This is a genomic window from Streptomyces sp. NBC_00425 (assembly GCF_036030735.1).
Lineage (GTDB): Bacteria > Actinomycetota > Actinomycetes > Streptomycetales > Streptomycetaceae > Streptomyces.
Genome location: NZ_CP107928.1, coordinates 5,591,004 through 5,611,504 on the forward strand (window position 1 = coordinate 5,591,004; position 20,501 = coordinate 5,611,504).

The 20,501-nt window shown below is 72.0% G+C and carries 18 protein-coding genes, 1 tRNA gene and 1 pseudogene; 14 read left to right on the forward strand and 6 right to left on the reverse strand.

The genetic code is table 11. The annotated features are described in order from the left end of the window. Nucleotides 1-27 precede the first annotated feature (27 nt). From OHS82_RS24275 to OHS82_RS24285, 3 genes are all read right to left on the reverse strand, one after another. Complete coding sequence (locus OHS82_RS24275) at nt 28-351, reverse strand: FmdB family zinc ribbon protein (protein WP_057578806.1); 324 nt, start codon at nt 349-351, stop codon at nt 28-30. Between the two features lie 67 nt (nt 352-418). After that, entirely contained in the window at nt 419-1,711 is a 1,293-nt protein-coding gene (locus tag OHS82_RS24280; protein WP_328434466.1) for an MFS transporter, read from the reverse strand. 267 nt (nt 1,712-1,978) lie between these two features. Further along, nucleotides 1,979-3,478 (reverse strand): potassium/proton antiporter, encoded by a 1,500-nt coding sequence (locus OHS82_RS24285; RefSeq protein WP_107105214.1) that lies wholly within the window; start codon nt 3,476-3,478, stop codon nt 1,979-1,981. Between the two features lie 277 nt (nt 3,479-3,755). Between OHS82_RS24285 and OHS82_RS24290 the strand changes: the two genes are divergently transcribed. Next, the gene (locus OHS82_RS24290; protein ID WP_328434467.1) at nt 3,756-6,551 is read left to right on the forward strand and encodes a penicillin acylase family protein; all 2,796 of its coding nucleotides are present in this window, start codon (nt 3,756-3,758) and stop codon (nt 6,549-6,551) included. Nucleotides 6,552-6,605: 54 nt separating this feature from the next. Here the strand turns inward: OHS82_RS24290 and OHS82_RS24295 are convergent, their stop codons facing one another. Further along, on the reverse strand, nt 6,606-7,220 hold the full coding sequence (locus tag OHS82_RS24295; RefSeq protein WP_328434468.1) for a 5-formyltetrahydrofolate cyclo-ligase: 615 nt from the start codon (nt 7,218-7,220) through the stop codon (nt 6,606-6,608). 126 nt (nt 7,221-7,346) lie between these two features. Here OHS82_RS24295 and galU point away from each other — a divergent pair, with 126 nt between their 5' ends. From galU to OHS82_RS24330, 7 genes are all read left to right on the forward strand, one after another. After that, nucleotides 7,347-8,258: a UTP--glucose-1-phosphate uridylyltransferase GalU gene (gene galU, locus OHS82_RS24300; RefSeq protein WP_057578796.1), complete on the forward strand. Its 912-nt coding sequence runs from the start codon at nt 7,347-7,349 to the stop codon at nt 8,256-8,258. Then, the gene (glp, locus tag OHS82_RS24305) at nt 8,255-9,580 is read left to right on the forward strand and encodes a molybdotransferase-like divisome protein Glp (protein ID WP_057578794.1); all 1,326 of its coding nucleotides are present in this window, start codon (nt 8,255-8,257) and stop codon (nt 9,578-9,580) included. Before galU ends, glp begins: the two co-directional genes overlap by 4 nt. A gap of 86 nt (nt 9,581-9,666) precedes the next feature. Beyond that, the gene (moaC, locus tag OHS82_RS24310; protein WP_057578792.1) at nt 9,667-10,146 is read left to right on the forward strand and encodes a cyclic pyranopterin monophosphate synthase MoaC; all 480 of its coding nucleotides are present in this window, start codon (nt 9,667-9,669) and stop codon (nt 10,144-10,146) included. Continuing rightward, complete coding sequence (locus OHS82_RS24315; RefSeq protein WP_079041259.1) at nt 10,143-10,700, forward strand: MogA/MoaB family molybdenum cofactor biosynthesis protein; 558 nt, start codon at nt 10,143-10,145, stop codon at nt 10,698-10,700. The genes moaC and OHS82_RS24315 overlap by 4 nt, the downstream gene beginning before the upstream one ends. Nucleotides 10,701-10,726: 26 nt before the next feature. Continuing rightward, nucleotides 10,727-11,338: a GNAT family N-acetyltransferase gene (locus tag OHS82_RS24320; protein WP_242433174.1), complete on the forward strand. Its 612-nt coding sequence runs from the start codon at nt 10,727-10,729 to the stop codon at nt 11,336-11,338. Nucleotides 11,339-11,618: 280 nt separating this feature from the next. Then, nucleotides 11,619-13,040, forward strand: coding sequence for a divisome protein SepX/GlpR (gene sepX, locus OHS82_RS24325; RefSeq protein WP_328434469.1), 1,422 nt, complete (start codon nt 11,619-11,621; stop codon nt 13,038-13,040). Nucleotides 13,041-13,120: 80 nt separating this feature from the next. Further along, a tRNA-Ala gene (locus OHS82_RS24330) sits at nt 13,121-13,194 on the forward strand. A gap of 146 nt (nt 13,195-13,340) precedes the next feature. Here OHS82_RS24330 and OHS82_RS24335 read toward each other — a convergent pair. Then, nucleotides 13,341-13,823, reverse strand: a complete 483-nt coding sequence (locus OHS82_RS24335) for a GNAT family N-acetyltransferase (protein ID WP_057579362.1) — start codon at nt 13,821-13,823, stop codon at nt 13,341-13,343. Between the two features lie 104 nt (nt 13,824-13,927). Here OHS82_RS24335 and OHS82_RS24340 point away from each other — a divergent pair, with 104 nt between their 5' ends. Both OHS82_RS24340 and OHS82_RS24345 read left to right on the forward strand, forming a co-directional pair. Continuing rightward, complete coding sequence (locus OHS82_RS24340) at nt 13,928-14,731, forward strand: exodeoxyribonuclease III (RefSeq protein WP_057578786.1); 804 nt, start codon at nt 13,928-13,930, stop codon at nt 14,729-14,731. Nucleotides 14,732-14,789: 58 nt separating this feature from the next. Next, nucleotides 14,790-15,871: pseudogene (locus tag OHS82_RS24345) on the forward strand (hypothetical protein). A 113-nt stretch (nt 15,872-15,984) separates the two neighbouring features. Here OHS82_RS24345 and OHS82_RS24350 read toward each other — a convergent pair. Beyond that, complete coding sequence (locus OHS82_RS24350) at nt 15,985-16,659, reverse strand: MerR family transcriptional regulator (protein WP_057578782.1); 675 nt, start codon at nt 16,657-16,659, stop codon at nt 15,985-15,987. A 134-nt stretch (nt 16,660-16,793) separates the two neighbouring features. Here OHS82_RS24350 and OHS82_RS24355 point away from each other — a divergent pair, with 134 nt between their 5' ends. The 4 genes from OHS82_RS24355 (at nt 16,794) to OHS82_RS24370 (ending at nt 20,426) form a co-directional block, all read left to right on the forward strand. Beyond that, nucleotides 16,794-18,305 carry a flavin-containing monooxygenase gene (locus OHS82_RS24355; protein ID WP_057578780.1) on the forward strand — a complete coding sequence of 504 codons (1,512 nt, stop codon included), beginning with the start codon at nt 16,794-16,796 and terminating at the stop codon, nt 18,303-18,305. Then, nucleotides 18,302-19,177 (forward strand): alpha/beta fold hydrolase, encoded by an 876-nt coding sequence (locus OHS82_RS24360; protein WP_328434470.1) that lies wholly within the window; start codon nt 18,302-18,304, stop codon nt 19,175-19,177. Before OHS82_RS24355 ends, OHS82_RS24360 begins: the two co-directional genes overlap by 4 nt. After that, nucleotides 19,174-20,058, forward strand: coding sequence for an SDR family oxidoreductase (locus OHS82_RS24365; RefSeq protein WP_057578776.1), 885 nt, complete (start codon nt 19,174-19,176; stop codon nt 20,056-20,058). The genes OHS82_RS24360 and OHS82_RS24365 overlap by 4 nt, the downstream gene beginning before the upstream one ends. A gap of 92 nt (nt 20,059-20,150) precedes the next feature. Further along, nucleotides 20,151-20,426 (forward strand): hypothetical protein, encoded by a 276-nt coding sequence (locus tag OHS82_RS24370; RefSeq protein WP_063894266.1) that lies wholly within the window; start codon nt 20,151-20,153, stop codon nt 20,424-20,426. Nucleotides 20,427-20,501: the final 75 nt, after the last annotated feature.

Sequence of the window (20,501 nt, forward strand, 5' to 3'; positions counted from 1 at the left end):
ACGACAGGGTCCTGTAAGAGAGGCGTCCTATGCGGCGGAGCTGCTGCCGGCGGAGGTGCCGCTGCTCGACGACTTGGAGTCCGAGGAGGACGAGGAGCTCGTGCTCGACGACTTCGTGTCGGAACCGGACGTCGACGGCTTCGAGGACGACGACGGCGAGCTGCTCGACGAGGAGCCGCGGCTGTCGTTGCGGTAGAAACCGGAGCCCTTGAAGACGATGCCGACGGCGGAGAACACCTTCTTGAGGCGGCCACCGCAGTTGGGGCACTCGGTCAGGGCGTCGTCGGTGAACTTCTGCACCGCCTCGAGGCCCTCGCCGCACTCGGTGCACTGGTACTGGTAGGTCGGCACTGTCTTCCTCCTGGCACTCTCACTCAGTGAGTGCTAACGACGGTCTATCTTGACGCATTCCCCGGGTTCAGTCCACTGTCACCGGCACGCGGTGACCGACGCCACGTGCGACGGTGCGTTCGCGGGGGCGCGCCGCGAGCCGCGACCGCAGGGCCAGCAGGGTGGCCAGGGCCAGCAGGGTGCCGCCCATCGGGACCAGGAAACCGGAGCCGCCCCAGAGGCGGTCCTCCAGCTGTCCGGCGATCGTGACGGCGGCCGCCTGGCCGAGTGCCACCGCGCCGGTCAGCCAGGTGAACGCCTCGGTGCGGGCGCCGGCCGGGACCAGGCCCTCGACCAGGGTGTAGCCGGTGATCAGCGCGGGCGCGATGCACATGCCGACCAGCAGGCCGAGGCCTGCCAGCACGAGCACCGAGTGCGCCGCCCACAGCCCGGAGGCGACGAGCGCCAGCGCGGCGTAGGCGACGACCAGGCGCTGCTGCGGCGCGGCCTTCCAGGCGACGGCGCCGCAGACCAGGCCGGAGAGCATGTTGCCCGCGGCGAAGGTGCCGTACAGGACGCCGTTCAGGCCGGGCTCGCCGATCGACTCGGTGAACGCGGCCAGCGAGACCTGCATGCCGCCGAAGACGGAGCCGATGCCCAGGAAGGTCACGATCAGCACGCGCACCCCGGGGACGCGCAGGGCCGAGGAGTGTTCCACGCGCGCGTGCCCGGCGGCGGCGACCTGGGGCTGCGTGCTCCGCTGTGCGGCGAACAGCAGCCCGCCGAGCAGGGTCAGCGAGGCCTCGGTGAGCAGACCGGCCGCCGGGTGCACGGCGGTGCACAGGGCGGTCGCCAGCAGCGGGCCGAAGACGAAGGTGAGCTCGTCGGTGACGGACTCGAAGGCCGCCGCGGTGGTCATCAGCGGCGAGCCCTTCAGCCGCACGCCCCAGCGGGCCCGCACCATGGGGCCGACCTGCGGCACCGAGGCGCCCGTGGGCACGGCCGCCGCGAACACCGCCCACAGCGGCGCGTGGGCGAGGGCGAGGGCGGTGAGCGCCAGGCCCGACACGGTGTGCACGAGGACGCCGGGTACCAGCACGGCGCGCTGCCCGTAGCGGTCGGCGAGACGGCCGCTCCAGGGGGCGAACAGCGCCATGGAGACGCCGGTGACGGCCGCGGCGGCGCCGGCCGCCCCGTAGGAGCCGGTGGTGTGCTGCACGAGCAGCACGATGGAGAGGGTGAGCATCGCGAACGGCTGGCGGGCGGCGAAGCCGGGCAGCAGGAACGTCCAGGCGCCGCGGGTGCGCAGCAGCTGCCCGTATCCCGGGCGGGCGGATGCCGACGAGTCCTTCGACGGCTCGGTGGTGACCGTGGATGCCACGGCCGTGCCTTTCTGCCGCCTGGTAGCGCGCCCGTGCGGGGGCGCCGAGAGCTGTCCTCTTGCGCGTGCTGCGGTAGATGCCGGTCTCCGCTGCGAGGGTGTCCCGGCCGCCATACGGTCGCGCCAGCTCTGCGTCAGGCAGAGTTGGTTCGATCAAGGTGCGCCTTCATCGTACAGGGATCAAGGCGCTCCCCACCTGTGAAAAGGAGCACCGCCGGGCCGGTCGCCCTCGGAATGCGGGGGGTGTGAACGGTGCGAAACATGCACTTAACGGGTGTCGCCGCCGGTGCCCAGCCATCCGGCGAGCTTTCCGCCGTGCCCGACGGCGCGCAGCCGCTTCTCGGCCGCGTCGCGGACCGGGTCGGTGGCCACGACGAGGAGTTCGTCGCCGTGCCGCAGGACGGTCGCGGGCAGCGGCACGAACGACGTCCCGTCGCGTACGACGAGGGTGACGGCGGCCCCGGCCGGCAGCCGCAGTTCGTCGACCTCGACGCCGTGCATCTTCGACCCCTCGGGGATCGCCACGGACAGCAGGTGCCCGCGCAGTCGCTCCAGCGGCGCCGACTCGACGCCCAGGTCGGCGGCCTCGGGGTCGCCGCCGAGCCGCAGCTTGCGCGCCAGCCAGGGCAGCGTCGGCCCCTGGATCAGGGTGTAGACGACGACCAGGACGAAGACGATGTTGAAGATGCGGCGGCTGGCGTCGACGCCGTTCACCATGGGGATCGTCGCCAGGATGATGGGCACGGCGCCGCGCAGCCCCGCCCAGGACATCAGCGTCTGCTCCTGCCAGGGCACCCGGAACGGCGTCAGACACAGCACGACGCTGAGCGGGCGGGCGACCATGGTCAGCACCAGGCCGATGACGAGCGCGGGCAGCACGTCGTCCCCGAGCTCGTGCGGGGTGACCAGCAGGCCGAGCAGCACGAACATGCCGATCTGGGCGATCCAGCCGAGGCCGTCGGCGAACCCGCGCGTGGCGGGCCAGTGCGGCAGCTTGGCGTTGCCCATCACCATCGAGGCGAGGTAGACGCCGAGGAAGCCGCTGCCGTGGGCCAGTGAGCCGGCCGCGTACGCGGTGACCGCGATCGCCATGACGGCGATCGGGTAGAGGCCGGAGGCGGGCAGCGCCACGTGCCGCAGGCCCCAGGAGCCCAGCCAGCCGACCGCGAGGCCGATGGCGGCGCCGATCGCCAGCTCCAGGAGTATCTCGGCGAGCAGCAGGTACCAGTGCTCGACGGGGCCCGCCGTGGAGAAGGCGACGACCAGGATGACCACCGGGGCGTCGTTGAAGCCGGACTCGGCCTCCAGGGTGCCCGTCACGCGCGCGGGCAGGGGGATCTTGCGCAGGACGGAGAAGACCGCCGCCGCGTCCGTCGAGGACACCACCGCGCCGATGATCAGCGCCTGCCGCCATTCCAGCCCCGTCACGAAGTGCGCGGCCGTGGCCGTGACGCCGACGCTCACCGCGACCCCGGCCAGCGCCAGCGCCGTGGCGGAGGGCAGGATCGGCCGGACCTCCTTCCACTTCGTGCCCAGGCCGCCCTCGGCGAGGATCACGACCAGGGCGGCGTAGCCGATGACCTGGGTCAGTTCGGCGTTGTCGAAGTGGATGTCGCCGATGCCGTCCTGGCCCATGGCGATGCCGATCCCCAGGTAGACGAGCAGGCTGGGGAGCCCGCTGCGCGAGGAGATCCGGACCGCTGCGACGGCGACGAGCAGTACGAGGGAGCAGACGAGCAGGAGCTGGTTGAGGTGGTGGACAGTCAGCGGCGGTTCCCTTCACCGGCGCGCGCGCCTCGGGCACGGGCGCACATGTGCACTGGTCACATGGGACACGAAGCTGCACGCCCCGGGCCCAGGTACTTCATTACCTTACCTAACTCTTGACGATTTCTTGACGCTCCGCGACCGTGAGATCGAACATCCTTCCGCGCCGGTACCCGACTCCGCGTCAAGTGGCGCGAACCCCTGCGCCTATGGTTGCTCCAGCGCTCATTCAAAGGACAGCCCGCCTGCCGCTCGCGTTAGGACAGCAAGGACAGCGATGCCCCCCAACACCACCGCCACATCGGGTGACAAGCCCGTCAAGTCCGGCAGGAAGAAGGGGCGCAAAGCCCGTTTGATCGTTCTTGTACTGGTGCTGGCCATCATCGGAGGCATCGCCTACGGCGCCTACTGGTCCATCAGCACGGTCCGCGCGTCCTTCCCGCAGACCACGGGTTCGATCACGCTCAAGGGCCTCGCCGGGCCCGTGAGCGTCCAGCGGGACGGCTACGGCATCCCGCAGATCTACGCGGACTCCGACGCCGACCTGTTCATGGCGCAGGGTTACGTACAGGCCCAGGACCGCTTCTACGAGATGGACGTCCGCCGGCACATGACCGCCGGGCGGCTGTCGGAGATGTTCGGCGAGAGCCAGGTCGACAACGACGAGTTCCTGCGCACCCTGGGCTGGGACCGGATCGCCAAGACGGAGTACGACACCAAGCTCTCCGCCTCCACCAAGAAGTACCTCCAGGCGTACGCCCAGGGCGTCAACGCCTACCTCCAGGGCAAGGACGGCGCGGACATCTCCCTGGAGTACGCGGCCCTGGGGTTCACCAACGACTACAAGCCCGCCGAGTGGACGCCGGTCGACTCGGTGTCCTGGCTGAAGGCGATGGCCTGGGACCTGCGCGGCAACATGCAGGACGAGATCGACCGCGCCCTGATGACCAGCCGCCTCGGCCCGCAGCAGATCGCCGACCTGTACCCGGAGTACCGCTACGGGGCCAATCAGCCGATCGTCCAGGAAGGCCAGTACGACAAGCTGACCCGGACGTTCGAGCAGAGCGACGGCGACGGCGAGGGCGGCAGCGGCTCCGGCGACGGAGGCGGCTCCGGGCCCGGCGACGCGTCCGGCAGCGGCGGCACGTCGGGCGGCTCGGGTTCGGCCCTGCAGAGCCAGCTCTCGGGCCTGTACGACGTCCTGGACGACCTGCCCACCGCCGTCGGCGTGAACGGCAACGGCATCGGCTCCAACAGCTGGGTCGTCGGCGGCGCGCACACGATCACCGGCAAGCCGCTGCTGGCCAACGACCCGCACCTGTCGGCCTCGCTGCCGTCCGTCTGGTACCAGATGGGCCTGCACTGCCGGAAGGTCTCCAGCACGTGCCAGTACGACGTCGCCGGCTACACCTTCGCGGGGATGCCCGGCGTGGTGATAGGCCACAACGCGGACATCTCCTGGGGGATGACCAACTCCGGCGTCGACGTCACCGACCTCTACCTGGAGAAGCTCTCCGGGGACGACGGCTACCAGTACGACGGCAAGGTGAAGCCGTTCCGCACGCGCGAGGAGACCATCAAGGTCGCGGGCGGCGACTCCAAGAAGATCGTCGTCCGGCAGACCGAGGACAACATGCCCCTGCTGTCCGACCGTGACGACGAACTCGTCGACGTCGGGAAGAAGGCCTCCGTCGAGGGCGAGGCGCCCGACCGCGGCGACGGCTACGGCGTCGCCCTGAAGTGGACCGCGCTGGAAGCGGGCACCACCATGGACGCCGTCTTCGCCATGGACAAGGCGAAGGACTGGAAGGACTTCCGCAAGGCGGCCGAGCTCTTCGACGTCCCCTCGCAGAACCTCGTCTACGCCGACAGGCAGAACCACATCGGGTACCAGCTGCCGGGCAAGATCCCCACGCGGGCGAAGGGCGTGGACGGCGCGGTGCCGGCGGAGGGCTGGGACTCCAGGTACCGGTGGCGGGGTTACATCAAGTTCGACGAGCTGCCCTACGAGTACGACCCCGCTCGCGGGTACATCGTCACCGCCAACCAGGCCGTGATCGACAAGGACAAGTACCCCTACACGCTCACCACGGACTGGGGCTACGGCGCGCGCAGCCAGCGGATCACCGACCTGATCAAGAGCAAGATCAAGGGCGGCGGCAAGATCTCCACGGACGACATGCGCCAGATGCAGCTGGACGACGACAGCCAGATCGCGAAGCTGCTGAGGCCGTACCTGCTGAAGATCAACCTGAAGGACCCCGACGTCCGTGAGGCGCAGAACCTCCTGCAGGGCTGGGACTACAGCCAGGACGCCGACTCGGCCGCCGCCGCCTACTTCAACGCGGTCTGGCGCAACATCCTGAAGCTGGCCTTCGGCAACAAGCTGCCCAAGGAGCTGCGCGTCAAGGGCCAGTGCCTGTGGGTCGACCCGGTCAACACCACCGGACCCGTCGACGACACGGACAAGGTCCGCGAGTGCGGGCAGCGCGACGCCGACCAGGCGCAGCCGGACGGCGGCGACCGCTGGTTCGAGGTGGTGCGCCGGCTCGTGGAGAAGAAGGACAGCCCGTGGTGGACGACGCCCGCCGTCGGCACCCGCCCCGAGGCCGTCCACGACCGGGACAAGCTGTTCGAGCGGGCCATGATCGACGCCCGCTGGGAGCTGACCGCCAAGCTCGGCAAGGACATCGACACCTGGAGCTGGGGCCGGCTGCACCGCCTGTTCCTGAAGAACCAGACCCTGGGCACCAGCGGCCCCGGCTTCCTGCAGTACATCCTCAACCGGGGCCCCTGGAAGCTCGGCGGCGGCGAGGCGACGGTCGACGCGACCGGCTGGAACGCGGCCGGCGGCTACGGCGTGGTGTGGGTGCCGTCGATGCGGATGGTGGTCAACCTCGCCGACCTCGACAAGTCGAAGTGGATCAACCTCACCGGCGCCTCGGGGCATGCCTTCAGCGCCCACTACACCGACCAGACCGGCAAGTGGGCCGACGGTGAGCTGCTCGACTGGTCCTTCCGCAAGAAGGCGGTCGACGGCAGCACGGTCGACACCCTGGTGCTCGAACCCTGAGCGACCCGGCGGACGAGGGGCCCTCCACGCGCGCGTGGCGGGCCCGTCGTCGTCTCAGACGAAGCGCCGCACCCCGGACGGCGTGACCACGGCGTGCACCGGCCGGTCGTGCGCCTCCGTCGGCAGCCGGTCGACGACCTCGCCGTCGTACAGAAGCACCACCAGCGGCGGACGGGCGCCGGCGGCCGCCAGCCGGGCCAGCACGCGGTCGTACGATCCGCCGCCGCGTCCCAGCCGCATGCCGCCCGCGTCGACCGCGAGGCCGGGCAGCAGCACCACGTCGGCGCCGGTCACCGCGTCCGGGCCGAGGCGCTCGCCGGCCGGCTCCAGCAGGGCCGTCCGGCCACCGTGCCGGACGGGCGCGAGCGAGCCCTCCCCGGCGTAGGCGCCCCAGTCCAGGTCGTTGTCCGGCAGCAGCGCGGGGAGCAGGACGCGCACGCCCCGCGCGTGCAGCGCGTCCAGCAGCGTCAGGGTGCCGGGTTCGCCGCCCACGGAGACGTACGCCGCCACCGTGCGCGCGTGCGCCAACTCGGGCAGTTCTCCCGCGTGCTCGGCCAGCGCGAGGGCCGCCGTGCGCACGTCGTCGGTCGTCAACGCGTTCCGCGCGGCGAGGAAACCCCGCCGCAACGTACGTTTGTCAGGCTCCGGTTCGCCTTCGAGATGGCTCATGTGTCGCTCCCGCACCGCTTGCGCACCGCTCTCGCGGCACTCCCGCACAGCTTCAATATGTTCATATGATCATTAATTGAGCAGAGTCACAGATTCCTCTCAAAGTCACCGGATAGTGTTGCCGCCATGACTCAGTCGCACCCACGGATCAGCAAGGCTGTCATCCCCGCAGCCGGTCTCGGCACCCGGTTCCTGCCGGCGACCAAGGCCACTCCCAAGGAGATGCTGCCGGTCGTGGACAAGCCCGCTATCCAGTACGTGGTCGAGGAGGCCGTCTCCGCCGGCCTCGACGACGTCCTCATGGTCACCGGCCGCAACAAGCGCCCCCTCGAGGACCACTTCGACCGCAACTACGAACTCGAGTCGGCCCTGCAGAAGAAGGGCGACGCCGCGCGGCTCGCCAAGGTGCAGCAGTCCAGCGACCTCGCGACGATGCACTACGTCCGCCAGGGCGACCCCAGGGGCCTCGGCCACGCCGTCCTGTGCGCGGCCCCGCACGTCGGACAGGAGCCGTTCGCCGTCCTGCTCGGCGACGACCTGATCGACCCCCGCGACCCGCTGCTCCGGCGGATGATCGAGGTGCGGGAGCAGCACGGCGGCAGCGTCGTCGCCCTCATGGAGGTCGCCCCCGAGCAGATCCACCTGTACGGCTGCGCGGCCGTGGAGACCACCGTGGACGGCGACGTCGTCAAGGTGACGGGCCTCGTGGAGAAGCCGGACCCGGCGGACGCCCCCTCGAACTACGCCATCATCGGCCGCTATGTGCTCGACCCGGGCGTGTTCGGCGTGCTGCGCGAGACCGAGCCCGGCCGCGGCGGCGAGATCCAGCTGACCGACGCCCTCCAGCAGCTCGCGCTGGACGAGAAGGTCGGCGGTCCGGTCCACGGCGTCGTCTTCAAGGGCCGCCGCTATGACACCGGCGACCGCGGCGACTATCTGCGTGCCATTGTCAGACTCGCGTGCGAACGTGAGGATCTGGGTCCGGACTTCCGTTCCTGGCTTCGCCGTTACGTCACCGAGGAGATGCAGCAACTTTGAGCACCGCCGCGCCCCGCCCCGCCGGCCAGGACCGACTCTGGTCGGTCGACGAGCATCTGGACGACATCCTCGCCGCCGTCCGCCCGCTGGAGCCCATCGAGCTGCAACTGCCCGACGCCCAGGGCTGTGTGCTCGTCGAGGACGTCACGGTGCCGGTCTCGCTGCCGCCCTTCGACAACAGCTCCATGGACGGCTACGCGGTACGGGTCGCGGACATCGCGGGCGCGAGCGAGGAGTTCCCCGCGGCGCTGGACGTCGTCGGGGACATCGCGGCGGGCCACCAGGCCGACCTGCTGCACGTGGGGCCGGGCCAGGCCGCCCGGATCATGACCGGCGCCCCGCTGCCGGGGGGCGCGGAGACCGTCGTCCCCGTGGAGTGGACCGACGGCGGGCTCGGCGAGGGCCCGGTCGGCGGCATGCGGGCCCGCAGTCTCGCCCCCGAGCAGGCTTCCGGGCAGGTGCGCGTGTACCGGCCCGCGGCGGCACGCGCGCACGTCCGCGCGAAGGGCAGCGACGTGCGGGCGGGCGACCGGGCCCTCGAAGCCGGCACCGTCCTCGGCCCGCCCCAGATCGCCCTGCTCGCCGCGATCGGCCGCGGCTCGGTGCGCGTGCACCCGCGCCCGCGCGTGGTCGTGATGTCCACCGGAAGCGAACTCGTCCAGCCCGGCGAGCCGCTCGGCAGCGGTCAGATCTACGACTCCAACAGCTTCGCCCTCACCGCCGCCGCTCGCGACGCCGGGGCCATCGCCTACCGGGTCGGCGCGGTCGCCGACGACGCCGACACCCTGCGCTCCACCATCGAGGACCAGCTCGTCCGCGCCGACCTCCTGGTCACCACCGGCGGGGTCAGCGTGGGCGCGTACGACGTCGTCAAGGAGGCCCTGGAGCACGTCGGCGACGAGGACGAGGAGGGCGGCGGCGTCGACTTCCGCAAGCTCGCCATGCAGCCCGGCAAGCCCCAGGGCTTCGGTACCGTCGGCCCCGACCACATCCCCCTGCTGGCCCTGCCCGGCAACCCCGTGTCGTCGTACGTCTCCTTCGAGCTCTTCGTGCGGCCCGCCATCCGCACCCTGATGGGACTCGAGGACGTCCACCGTCCCACCACGCGCGCGAAGCTGACCGCCGACGAGGCCCTGACCTCGCCGAAGGGCCGCAGACAGTTCCTGCGCGCCACCTACGCCGACGGCGCCGTCCGCCCGGTCGGCGGCGCCGGCTCCCACCTGGTCGCCGCCCTCGCGCACGCCGACGCGCTGATCGTCGTCCCCGAGGACACGGAGTCCGTCGAGCCGGGCGCCGACGTCGAGGTGGTCCTCCTCGGCTGAGGCCTCCTGGTTGGGGGTACCGTGTCGCGCACAACAGGCCCCCGCGCCGCACCGCGCCGGGCCCGGACCGGGAGCGCCACACGACCATGAGTACGCAGGACCGACTGACGCACATCGACGACGCGGGCGCCGCCCGCATGGTCGACGTCTCCGGCAAGGACGTCACCTCCCGCACCGCCCGGGCCAGTGGGCGCGTCCTCGTCTCGCCCCGCGTGGTCGGGCTGCTGCGCGGCGAAGGGGTCCCCAAGGGGGACGCGCTGGCCACCGCGCGGATCGCGGGGATCATGGGCGCCAAGCGCACTCCCGACCTGATCCCGCTCTGCCACCCTCTCGCCGTCTCCGGTGTGAAACTGGACCTGTCGGTCGCGGACGACGCCGTGGAGATCACCGCCACGGTGAAGACGACGGACCGCACGGGCGTCGAGATGGAGGCCCTCACCGCGGTCTCCGTCGCCGCGCTCACCGTGATCGACATGGTCAAGGCGGTCGACAAGGGAGCGGTCATCACGGACGTGCGCGTGGAGGAGAAGACGGGCGGCAAGTCGGGCGACTGGAGCCGGACATGACACAGGACGCGAACCCCGGCGCGTCGGCCGGCGACACGGGACCGGCGCTGCTCGCGCCGTACGGCGCGCTGGTGGTCACCGCGTCCAACCGCGCGGCCGCGGGCGTCTACGAGGACCGGGGCGGCCCCCTGGTCGCCGAGGGCCTGCGCGGTTTCGGATTCGCCGTCGACGGCCCGCAGGTCGTGCCGGACGGCGACCCGGTCGAGGCCGCGCTGAGGGCCGGCGTCGAGGCGGGCTACGACGTCATCGTCACCACCGGCGGCACCGGCGTCTCGCCCACCGACCGCACGCCGGAGGCGACCCGCGCGGTGCTCGACCTGGAGATCCCGGGCATCGCCGAGGCCGTCCGGGCCTACGGCCGCGACAAGGTGCCCACCTCGGCGCTCTCCCGCGGCCTGGCCGGTCTGGCGCGCGGCACGCTGATCGTCAACCTGCCGGGATCGACCGGTGGGGTGAAGGACGGCCTCGCCGTCCTCGAACCCCTGCTGATCCACGCCGTCGACCAGATCCGGGGCGGCGACCACCCCGGACCGAGCCGGGGAGGTGCGAGCTGAACAGCCCGTCCTGGCCCGTGGAACTGGTGGAGGGCGACATCGTCCTGCGGCCGATAAAGCTGCGCGACCAGCGGGTCTGGCGTGAGGTCAACCGGCGCAACCGGGACTGGCTGCGCCCCTGGGAGGCGACCATCCCGCCGCCCGCGCCGAGCGGACCGATCGCGCACCGGCCGACCTACCGTCAGATGGTCCGGCACCTGCGCACCGAGGCGCACGCCGGACGGATGCTGCCGTTCGTCATCGAGTACCAGGGGCGGCTCGTCGGACAGTTGACCGTCGCGGGGATCACCTGGGGCTCCATGTGCTCCGGGCACGTCGGTTACTGGGTGGACGAGTCGGTGGCCGGCCGCGGAGTGATGCCGACCGCCGTGGCGCTCGTCGTCGACCACTGTTTCCGCACTGTCGGACTGCACCGCATCGAGGTCTGCATTCGGCCCGAGAACGGGCCCAGCCGCCGGGTGGTGGAGAAACTCGGATTCCGCGAGGAAGGGCTGCGGCCGCGCTATCTCCACATCGACGGGGCCTGGCGGGACCACCTCGTGTTCGCGCTGACGGCGGAGGAGGTCCCGGAGGGTCTGCTGAGCCGGTGGCGGCGCACCCGTTCCACCAGCGTCCCCCGCGACCACCGCAACGCCTGACACCTGACGTCTGACGCCGGACGTCCGGCGTTCAGCGTCTGGCGGCGAACCGCTGAACCCGAACACCTCGGCGAATGCCGACGGGAATCGCCAGGGTCCGGGAAATTGAATAAATGTTCGAAAGTGATCGAAGGTTGACCGTCTGGGGCGGGGAATTCGCGCCCTAGGCGGCCTGCTGATCGCATCGGTCACAAAAAAAGTTCGAAATATCAGCCGGATCGTGCGACACACCGACTCAATTGGCGGATGGCCTCACGCAAACCCCTCTACCGTGTGAGGCGTGAGCAGCAGCGGCCTCATCTACGCAGTCATCGTCGGGGCCTGGGCCGCCTACTTGGTGCCTATGTGGCTCCGTAGGCAGGACGAGCTGAACGAGGCCCGTCCTACGGAACGCTTCAGCACCGCCATCCGGCTGCTGTCCGGACGGGCGGGTATGGAGCGCCGGTACGCCAGGGACCTGAAGTCGCGCTCCACCGAGGAGGGGGAGCCCGTCGCCGACGCCTCGGACGCCGTCACCGACTCGGTGGACGTCCGGTCCTTCGCCATGCCCCCGACCCGACCGCAGGTGACGGCCCACGTCCACGAGCGCGGCCAGGACCGCGGTGCGGACCGCGGCCAGGAGAGAGCGCCCGGCCGCTCGGAACCGGCGCGGGACCAGTCCCGTGAGCAGACGCGCGAACCGGTGCGCGAGCAGGCGGGCAGGGTCGCCGCCCGGGAACAGCGCGACCACAACGCCCGGCAGACGCACGACGACGCGTCCGCGGGCCATGCGTCCGCCGCCCACGGCACGGCTTCCGCCGCCGCCCGTGACGCGGGCTCGGCCGGCGGCTCCGCTGCCGCCGGCAGGCGGGTGCCGGACGCCCGGCGCACGGCCTCCGCGCAGGCGGCCGCAGCGCGCGCCCAGCGCTCGAAGTCGCTCGCCCGCCGCCGGCGCACCACCGTGATGCTCTTCTTCGCCTTCACGATCGGCGCGGTCGTCGCGGCGGTCGGCGGCCTCGCCTTCCTCTGGGCGCCCGCCGTGCCCGCCGTCCTGCTCAGCGCGTACATCGGATACCTGCGCGCCCAGGAGCGCCGCCGCTTCGCGTTCCACATGGACCGCAGGCGCGCCGAGGTCGCCGCGCAGCGGCTGCGGGAGCGTCAGCCGCGCAGGCGCGCGCCCGCCCCGGCGAACGCGTCGTCCGCGGACCCCGGCCCCGGCGCCGGCGCAGAGGAACCGCACGCGGGCCCCGAACCGGAGACCGACCCGGGCCTGCTGGCGCTCGCCGCGGACCGCAGGGCGCTCGTCGAGCAGACGGACCACGCGGAGTGGATCGACCAGCAGCGCGAGCGGCAGCGCCGCCCCGGCCACGGCGACAGCTGGGACCCGGTCCCGGTGCCGCTGCCGACGTACGTGACCGCCCCGGTCGCGCCCCGGGCGACCTCCGACGTCGATCTCGGAGCGGCGGACGCCTGGAGCTCGGCCCGCTCCAGCTCGGTCGCCCCCGAGCACGACACGGCGGACGCCGGGGACGCGACGGCCACCGGATCGGACGACCCCGACCATGCGCGGGACGACGCCGCGGCGGAGGACAGGGGCGCGGAGGACGGCGAACGCAGCGACGCCCGGCGCGCGGCCTCGGCCCGGCGCTCCCGCGAGCGCGGCCGCACCCCGCTGTTCGACCAGTACGAGGACGGCGAGCGTCCGCGGGCCGCCAACGAATGATCTCCGGCTCCCCGCCTCCGGCCTCGGGGAACGGATTTCCAAGCACGCCGACGGGGATGCTAGAGTTTCACTCGTTGCAAGGGCCTGTGGCGCAGTCCGGTAGCGCACCTCGTTCGCATCGAGGGGGTCTGGGGTTCAAATCCCCACAGGTCCACTGCAGCTCAAAGCCCCGGTCGGGATTCCCGACCGGGGCTTTGGCCATGTCGTACGGCAGTGACGTGCGGCGGCCGGCCTTCTTGGTCGGGGCCTGAGGCCGCGGGTGCGGCCCCAGGCGCGGAGGAAGTCCGAGAAGGCGCGCCCTCAGTGGGCGAGCGGCTTGGCGAAGCAGCGGCTCGCGTCGTACGTGCGGTAGTAGCCGAACTTCGTGCACGGCTCGTACCCGCTGGAGGTGTACAGGGCGATCGCCTCCGGCTGCTCGGTGCCGGTCTCCAGCACCATCCGGACACGGCCCGCGTCCCGCGCGCTCTCCTCCAGCGCGGTGAGCATCCGCCGTGCCAGGCCGCGTCCGCGCATGTCCCGGACCACGAACATCCGCTTCAGTTCGGCGTCGCCGTCCTGGTTGCCCTCGCCGTTCTCGTCCTGGCTGCGCCAGCCGCCGGTGGCGACCGGGCGGTCGGCCTCGTCGTAGGCGATCAGATAGACGCCGCGCGGCGGCTGGAAGTCGGCGGGCGCGAGGACGGTGGCGTCGCCGCCGTCGCCGTATCGCTCGTGGTACTCGGCCTGGACCTCGTCGTTGAGCTTGACCGCGTCGGGATGGTCGAAGGGGACCGGACGTATTCTCACGCCGAACACAGTACGTGTAGGCACAACCGAACCTTCGGCGTCCCCGTACGGCCGGGAACGGGACCAGGTCCGGCGCGGCGCCCGGCGGCCGGTATCGTGCCCGGGTGCTGACCGTGACCTCCGTGAACGTGAATGGACTCCGCGCCGCCGCGAAGAAGGGCTTCGTCGAGTGGCTCGCGGACACCTCCGCCGACGTGCTGTGCCTGCAGGAGGTGCGAGCCGAGCCGGAGCAACTGCCGGAGGCGGTCCGGGCCCCCGAGGGCTGGCACGTCACCCATGCCCCGGCCGCCGCCAAGGGCCGCGCCGGCGTCTCCCTCTACACCCGCCGTGAGCCGGACGCCGTCCGCGTGGGCTTCGGCTCGTCCGAGTTCGACGGGTCCGGCCGCTACCTGGAGGCCGATCTGCCCGGTGTGACGGTCGCCTCCCTCTATCTGCCCTCCGGAGAGGTGGGCACCGAGCGGCAGGACGAGAAGCTCCGCTTCATGGGCGAGTTCCTCGCGTACCTCAAGGAGTTGCGCGCCCGCGCCGCCGCCGACGGCCGCGAGGTCCTCGTCTGCGGCGACTGGAACATCGCCCACCAGCAGGCGGACCTGAAGAACTGGCGCGCCAACGCCAAGAACTCCGGCTTCCTGCCCGAGGAGCGCGCCTGGCTCACCCGGGTCCTCACCCCGACGGACGGCGGCTACGTCGACGTCGTGCGCGAACTCCACCCGGAGGCGACGGGCCCGTACACCTGGTGGTCCTACCGGGGACGGGCCTTCGACAACGATTCAGGTTGGCGGATCGACCTCGCCGTTGCGACGCCCGGTCTTGCGGCGCGGGCCGTCAAGACGGTCGTGGAGCGCGCGGCCAGCCATGAGGAACGGTGGTCGGACCATGCCCCGGTGACCGTGGTGTTCGCGCTGTGACGAGGACGGGCGTGGGGCGCCGCTGACCGCGACGCCCGCGGCGTGAACAATCGGCCGCATGACGACAGCCGCGGGCGCGCCGCCCACGCACAGCACACCGCCGGGCTCGGCCGGGCGTTCCTGACGGGCGGGGTGACCGGGGCGTCGCTGACGGCCTTCATCGGCGGGTGCGTCGTCGAGAAGGTGGCGTTGGTCGTCGTGGGGCTGGTCCTGCCCGCGGTTTACGGGCTTCTCTTCCTCCTCGCCACGCTGCCGCGCCGGGCCCGTGAGGCGGCCGTCGTACCGTGCACGGCGGTCGCGATGATCGAGAGCCTGAAGGCCGTCGGGGGTGAGAGCAGCGACGTACCGGTGCGGTTCGAACTGACCGTGGCGCCGGACGACGCGCCCGCGTTCCGCGTCGAGGTGCGGCAGGACGTCAATCTCGTCGAGCTTCCCGACTACCGGCCGCGCGGGATCGTGGTGGTCGAGTATCCGCCGGACCGGCCGTGGAAGACGCGGATCGTGAAGCGGCCGACGCGGCAGTGGGAGGAGCGGGCGGCCGCGGCCCGCGTGGACTCGGCGCCCGGTCCGGCCATGAAGAGCGACACCCCGGTGGGCTGTGCCGGCGGTCTCCTCGTCCTCCTCGGTCTGCTGCTCGGCACGGCGGCCGTGCTCCTGCTCTTCCGCGGCGACCTGTGCGACTCCCACGAGGGCGAGCGCGGCGCTCCCGGGCCGTCCGTCTCCTCCTCGTCGTCCACGGCGACCGTGACGTCGGCGACGGGCACCGTCACCGTCGGTCCTGGCCGGTCGATGCTCGACCAGGGCGAACTGCGCCAGGCCGTCGAGTCGCTGACGCGGGGCGCGGACAAGCGCCGGGCACTCGTCGTCGTCGTGCAGGACCGCCTGCTGACGGTCGTCTTCTCCCCCACGGGTGTGAAGAGCGCCGGGTTCGACCCGCGTTCCCTGCCCTACGATCGCTTCCCCGCGCTGGTCGAGGAGGCCCGGACCGGCCTCGGCGTCGGCTCCCCGCGGAGCTGGCAGTTGACGGCCGACGGCGTCACCGGGTCGCTCACGCTCAGGATCGTGGTCACCGGCGACGGGGGCACGGGAACGCTGGAGGCGGACGGGAAGGGCAAAGTGCTCCGGCGCAGCGGCGGTTGACGGCAGCGGTGGTCGACGGCATCGGCGGGAGGCGGCCGCCGGGCGGAAGGGCGTCGTGACGTAGGCCGTCGTGACCTGGGCCGTCGGCATCGGTTCCCTCGCGCGAGGGATCGTCAGGGCCGGCCGCCTTCGTCCTTCGCTTCCGGCGTCTCCTTGCGCAGTCGTCGGTCCATGGCGAGGGAGACCTCCGCCTCGACGACGCTGCGGGCCAGCGGGCGCAGGCGGGGGAGTTCCTGTTCGGTGGCGTGGCGCAGGATCAGTTCGGTGAAGAGCTCGGCCAGAGCGTCGGCGTGGGCGCGGACGCGCACGCCCGCCGCCAGGACCTCCGCGAGCGGGATGCCCTCGCGGACCAGGGCGGTGGAGACGTCCAGCAGGCGGCGGCTGATGTGGACGATCTCGTCGCCGTCGGTGCCCAGGTAGCCGAGTTGGAGGGCGGCGGCGAGGTTCTCGGGGGTGGCCTGGCCCTCGAAGCGGGCGGCGAGCTCCTCGGGGGTGAGGCGGACCGGCTCCTCCTCGGTGGGGCCGCCGACGCCGATGAGGTCGGCGACGTCGCGGCCCTGGTCGAGGGCGTCCGCCAGCTCCGCGATGCCGGTGAGGGTGTGGCCGCGTTCCAGCAGGGCGGCGATGGTGCGCAGACGGGCCAGGTGATGGTCGTCGTACCAGGCGATGCGGCCCTCGCGGCGGGGCGGCGCGAGCAGTTTGCGTTCGCGGTAGAAGCGCAGGGTGCGCACCGTGATGCCGGCCTTCGCGGCCAGCTCCTCCGTTCGGTACTCCCTCTTCTCCGTCACGGCCGAAGCCTATGTTGTACCGCGGGTAACTTTCCTTCCCAGGGCCTACCCATCAGTACGGAGCTGCTCTACGCTCCCATTGCGCCAGTAGTCACTGGCAGAGTCGCGAGAGTCGCACGGCAGGAGGTGTCGGGATGACCGAACACGTACGGGTGGCGGTGATCGGGTCCGGCTTCGGCGGGCTGGGGGCCGCCGTGCGGCTGCGCCGGGAGGGGATCACCGACTTCGTGATCCTGGAACGAGCGAGCAGCGTCGGCGGGACCTGGCGGGACAACAGCTACCCGGGCTGCGCCTGCGACGTGCCCTCCCACCTGTACTCCTTCTCCTTCGCCCCGAACCCCGACTGGCCGCGCACCTTCTCCGGGCAGGAGCACATCCGCGCCTATCTGGAGCACGTCACGGACGTGTTCGGGCTGCGGCCGCACCTGCGGCTCGACTCCGAGGTGCTGCGGATGACCTGGGACGCGCAGGAGCTGCGCTGGGACGTCGAGACGAGCGCGGGGCGCTACTTCGCCGACGTCGTCGTGTCGGCCACCGGACCGCTGTCCGACCCGAAGATCCCGGAGATCCCCGGCCTGGACTCCTTCCCCGGGGAGGTCTTCCACTCGGCCCGCTGGGACCACGACGCCGACCTCGCCGGGAAGCGCGTCGCCGTGATCGGCACCGGCGCCTCCGCCATCCAGATCGTGCCCGCCCTGCAGCCCGACGTCTCCCGGCTGACCCTGTTCCAGCGCACCCCGCCGTGGGTGATGCCCCGTGTCGACCGGGCGATCAGCGGCGCGGAGCGCGCCCTGCACCGGGCCCTGCCCGTCACCGCGAAGGCGCGCCGCGGGCTGCTGTGGGGCATCCGGGAGCTGCAGGTCCAGGCGTTCACCAAGCGGCCGAACCAACTCGGTCTCGTCGAGAAGCTCGCCCGGCAGAACATGGCCCGGGTCATCAAGGACCCGGCCCTGCGGGCCAGGCTCACCCCGGACTACCGCATCGGCTGCAAGCGGATCCTGCTGTCCAGCGCCTACTATCCGGCGCTCGCGCAGCCCAACGTGGACGTCGTCGCGAGCGGGCTGAGCGAGGTGCGCGGGTCCACGCTGGTGGCCGCCGACGGCAGCGAGGCCGAGGCGGACGTGATCGTCTTCGGCACCGGCTTCCACGTGACCGACATGCCGATCGCCGACCGGGTGGTGGGCGCCGACGGGCGGACGCTGGCGGAGAGCTGGAAGGACGGCATGGAGGCCCTGCGCGGCGCCTCCGCCGCCGGCTTCCCCAACTGGATGACGGTCATCGGCCCGAACACGGGCCTCGGGAACTCCTCCATGATCCTCATGATCGAGTCCCAGCTGAACTACCTGGCCGACTATCTGCGCCAGCTGGACGTCCTCGGAGGCCGGGTGGCCCTGGACGCCCGCCCGAGCGCCGTGCACGCCTGGAACCGCCGGGTGCAGGACCGGATGCGGCGCACGGTGTGGAACACCGGCGGCTGCACCAGCTGGTACCTGGACGCGAACGGCCGCAACACCACCGTCTGGCCCGGCACGACCTCCGAGTTCCGGCGGGCGACGCGAGGGGTGGACCTCGCCGAGTACGAGGTCCTGCGCGCGCCCGTGGCCCCGGCCGGCCCCCGCACGGCCGACAGCGGGGTGACGGTGTGAGCGCCCGCCGCGACCTGACCGCCGTCTCCGCCGACGGCACGTCCCTGCACGTCGAGGTGTACGGGCCGCAGGGCGCGCCCGCCGTCGTCCTCGCGCACGGCTGGACCTGCTCGACCGCGTTCTGGGCGGACCAGATCCGGGAGCTCGCCGCCGACCACCGTGTCATCGCCTACGACCAGCGCGGCCACGGCCGCACCCCGGCGAGCCCGGCGTGCAGCACGGACACGCTGGCCGACGACCTGGAGGCGGTGCTCACCGCGACGCTCGCGCGCGGCGAGAAGGCCGTGATCGCCGGGCACTCCATGGGCGGCATGACGGTCCTCGCGGCGGCCACCAGGGACGCCTTCCGGGAGCATGCGGCGGCGGTCCTGCTGTGCAGCACCGGCGCCTCGGGGCTGGTCGCCGAGTCCACCGTGCTGCCCCTGCGGGCCGGCCGGCTGCGGACCTGGCTGACCGGGCACGTCCTCGGCTCGAGGGCGCCCCTCGGACCGGTCACGCCCGTCGCGAAGCGGATCCTCAAGTACGCCACGATGGGCGCCGGTTCGGCCCCTCACATGGTGGACGCCTGCGCCCGCATCGTGCACGCCTGTCCGCGCAAGGTGCGGCACGCCTGGTCGCATGTGCTGAGTCTGCTCGACCTCGACCACCGGGTACGGGAGTTGAGCGTGCCGACGGCGGTGATCGTCGGCACCGGCGACCGGCTGACCCCGCCGGTGCACGCCCACCGCATCGCCGCGGCGCTGCCGAACTGCCTGGGCGTCACCGAACTGCCCGGCCTCGGCCATATGACGCCGGTCGAGGCGCCCGGTGTCGTCACCGGCCGCATCCGGGAACTCGTCAGCACTTACTCGCAGTTGAAGGAGGGCGCATGAGCAGGGTGAGCCTCGAGGGGCAGGTCGCCGTCGTCACGGGGGCCGCGCGCGGCGTGGGCGAGCTGCTGGCCCGCAAGCTCTCCGCGCGCGGCGCGAAGATCGCGCTGGTCGGTCTGGAGCCGGACGCGCTCAAGCAGGTCTCCGAGCGGCTGCACGGCGACAGCGACCACTGGTACGCCGACGTCACCGACCACGAGGCGATGGCCCGGGTCGCGGCGGAGGTGAAGGAGCGCTTCGGCAAGGTGGACATCGTGGTCGCCAACGCGGGCGTGGCGGGCGGCGGTCCGTTCGCCGACTCCGATCCGCAGGTCTGGCGCCGGGTCGTCGAGGTGAACCTGATCGGTTCCGCGGTCACCGCGCGCGCCTTCCTGCCGCTGCTGCAGGAGAGCCGCGGCTATCTCCTGCAGATCGCCTCGCTGGCCGCGATCACGCCGGCGCCGATGATGACCGCGTACTGCGCGTCCAAGGCGGGCGTGGAGGCGTACGCGCACTGTCTGCGCGCCGAAGTCGGCCACCAGGGCGTGCGGGTGGGCGTCGGCTATCTGTCGTGGACCGACACCGACATGGTGCGCGGGGCCGATCAGGACGAGGTGATGCGGGAGTTGCGGCAGCGGCTGCCCTGGCCGGCGAACAAGACGTACCCGCTCGGTCCGGCCGTCGACCGGATCGTGGCCGGCATCGAGCGGCGTTCGGCGCACGTGTACGGCCAGGGATGGCTGCGCGGCATGCAGGGCGTGCGCGGATATCTGCCGGGTCTGATCGGGACCGTAGGACAGCGTGAGATGCGGCGGTTCGCGCCCCGGCTGCAGGGGATGCGCACGGGGCTGGTGGGCGCGGGCGGGTCCGCCGACGAGGAGACGAAGGCTACGCAGCGTAGTTGATCGACATGCGTGCCGTGACCGCCCGTGTGAATCTGGTCGAGGCCCCACCACGGGGCCTCGAACCCCCTCATCTCCTACAGGAGTGAACCCACATGGGTATGAAGGACAAGTTCCAGGACAAGACCGAACAGTGGCAGCAGCAGGGCAAGCAGAAGGCCCAGCAGGCCAAGGAGCAGGTCCAGCAGCGCGGCAGCAAGCAGCGCCCGGGCGAGCGCCCCGGCGAGCGTCCCGCGGACCGCTCCGGCGACCGTCCCGGTGAGCGTCCGGGCGAGCGCTCCGGTCAGCGTCCCGGTGAGCGTCCCGGTCAGGACACCGAGCGGATGCGGCGCGAGGACGACGATCGTCTCGCGCACGACTACGACATGTAGTCGTCGCTGACGAGTTGAGTCGGCCGGGCCGGTCACTCGGGGCGCCCTTCTCCGGAGGGGCGCCCCGAGCGCGTC

Bases quoted from the DNA above. Each gene is read 5' to 3' on its own strand.
- OHS82_RS24290 (WP_328434467.1), top strand. From the start codon at position 3,756: ATGCCCCCCAACACCACCGCCACATCGGGTGACAAGCCCGTCAAGTCC.
- OHS82_RS24295 (WP_328434468.1), bottom strand. From the start codon at position 7,220: ATGAGCCATCTCGAAGGCGAACCGGAGCCTGACAAACGTACGTTGCGG.
- galU (WP_057578796.1), top strand. From the start codon at position 7,347: ATGACTCAGTCGCACCCACGGATCAGCAAGGCTGTCATCCCCGCAGCC.
- moaC (WP_057578792.1), top strand. From the start codon at position 9,667: ATGAGTACGCAGGACCGACTGACGCACATCGACGACGCGGGCGCCGCC.
- OHS82_RS24315 (WP_079041259.1), top strand. From the start codon at position 10,143: ATGACACAGGACGCGAACCCCGGCGCGTCGGCCGGCGACACGGGACCG.
- OHS82_RS24355 (WP_057578780.1), top strand. From the start codon at position 16,794: ATGACCGAACACGTACGGGTGGCGGTGATCGGGTCCGGCTTCGGCGGG.
- OHS82_RS24365 (WP_057578776.1), top strand. From the start codon at position 19,174: ATGAGCAGGGTGAGCCTCGAGGGGCAGGTCGCCGTCGTCACGGGGGCC.
- OHS82_RS24370 (WP_063894266.1), top strand. From the start codon at position 20,151: ATGGGTATGAAGGACAAGTTCCAGGACAAGACCGAACAGTGGCAGCAG.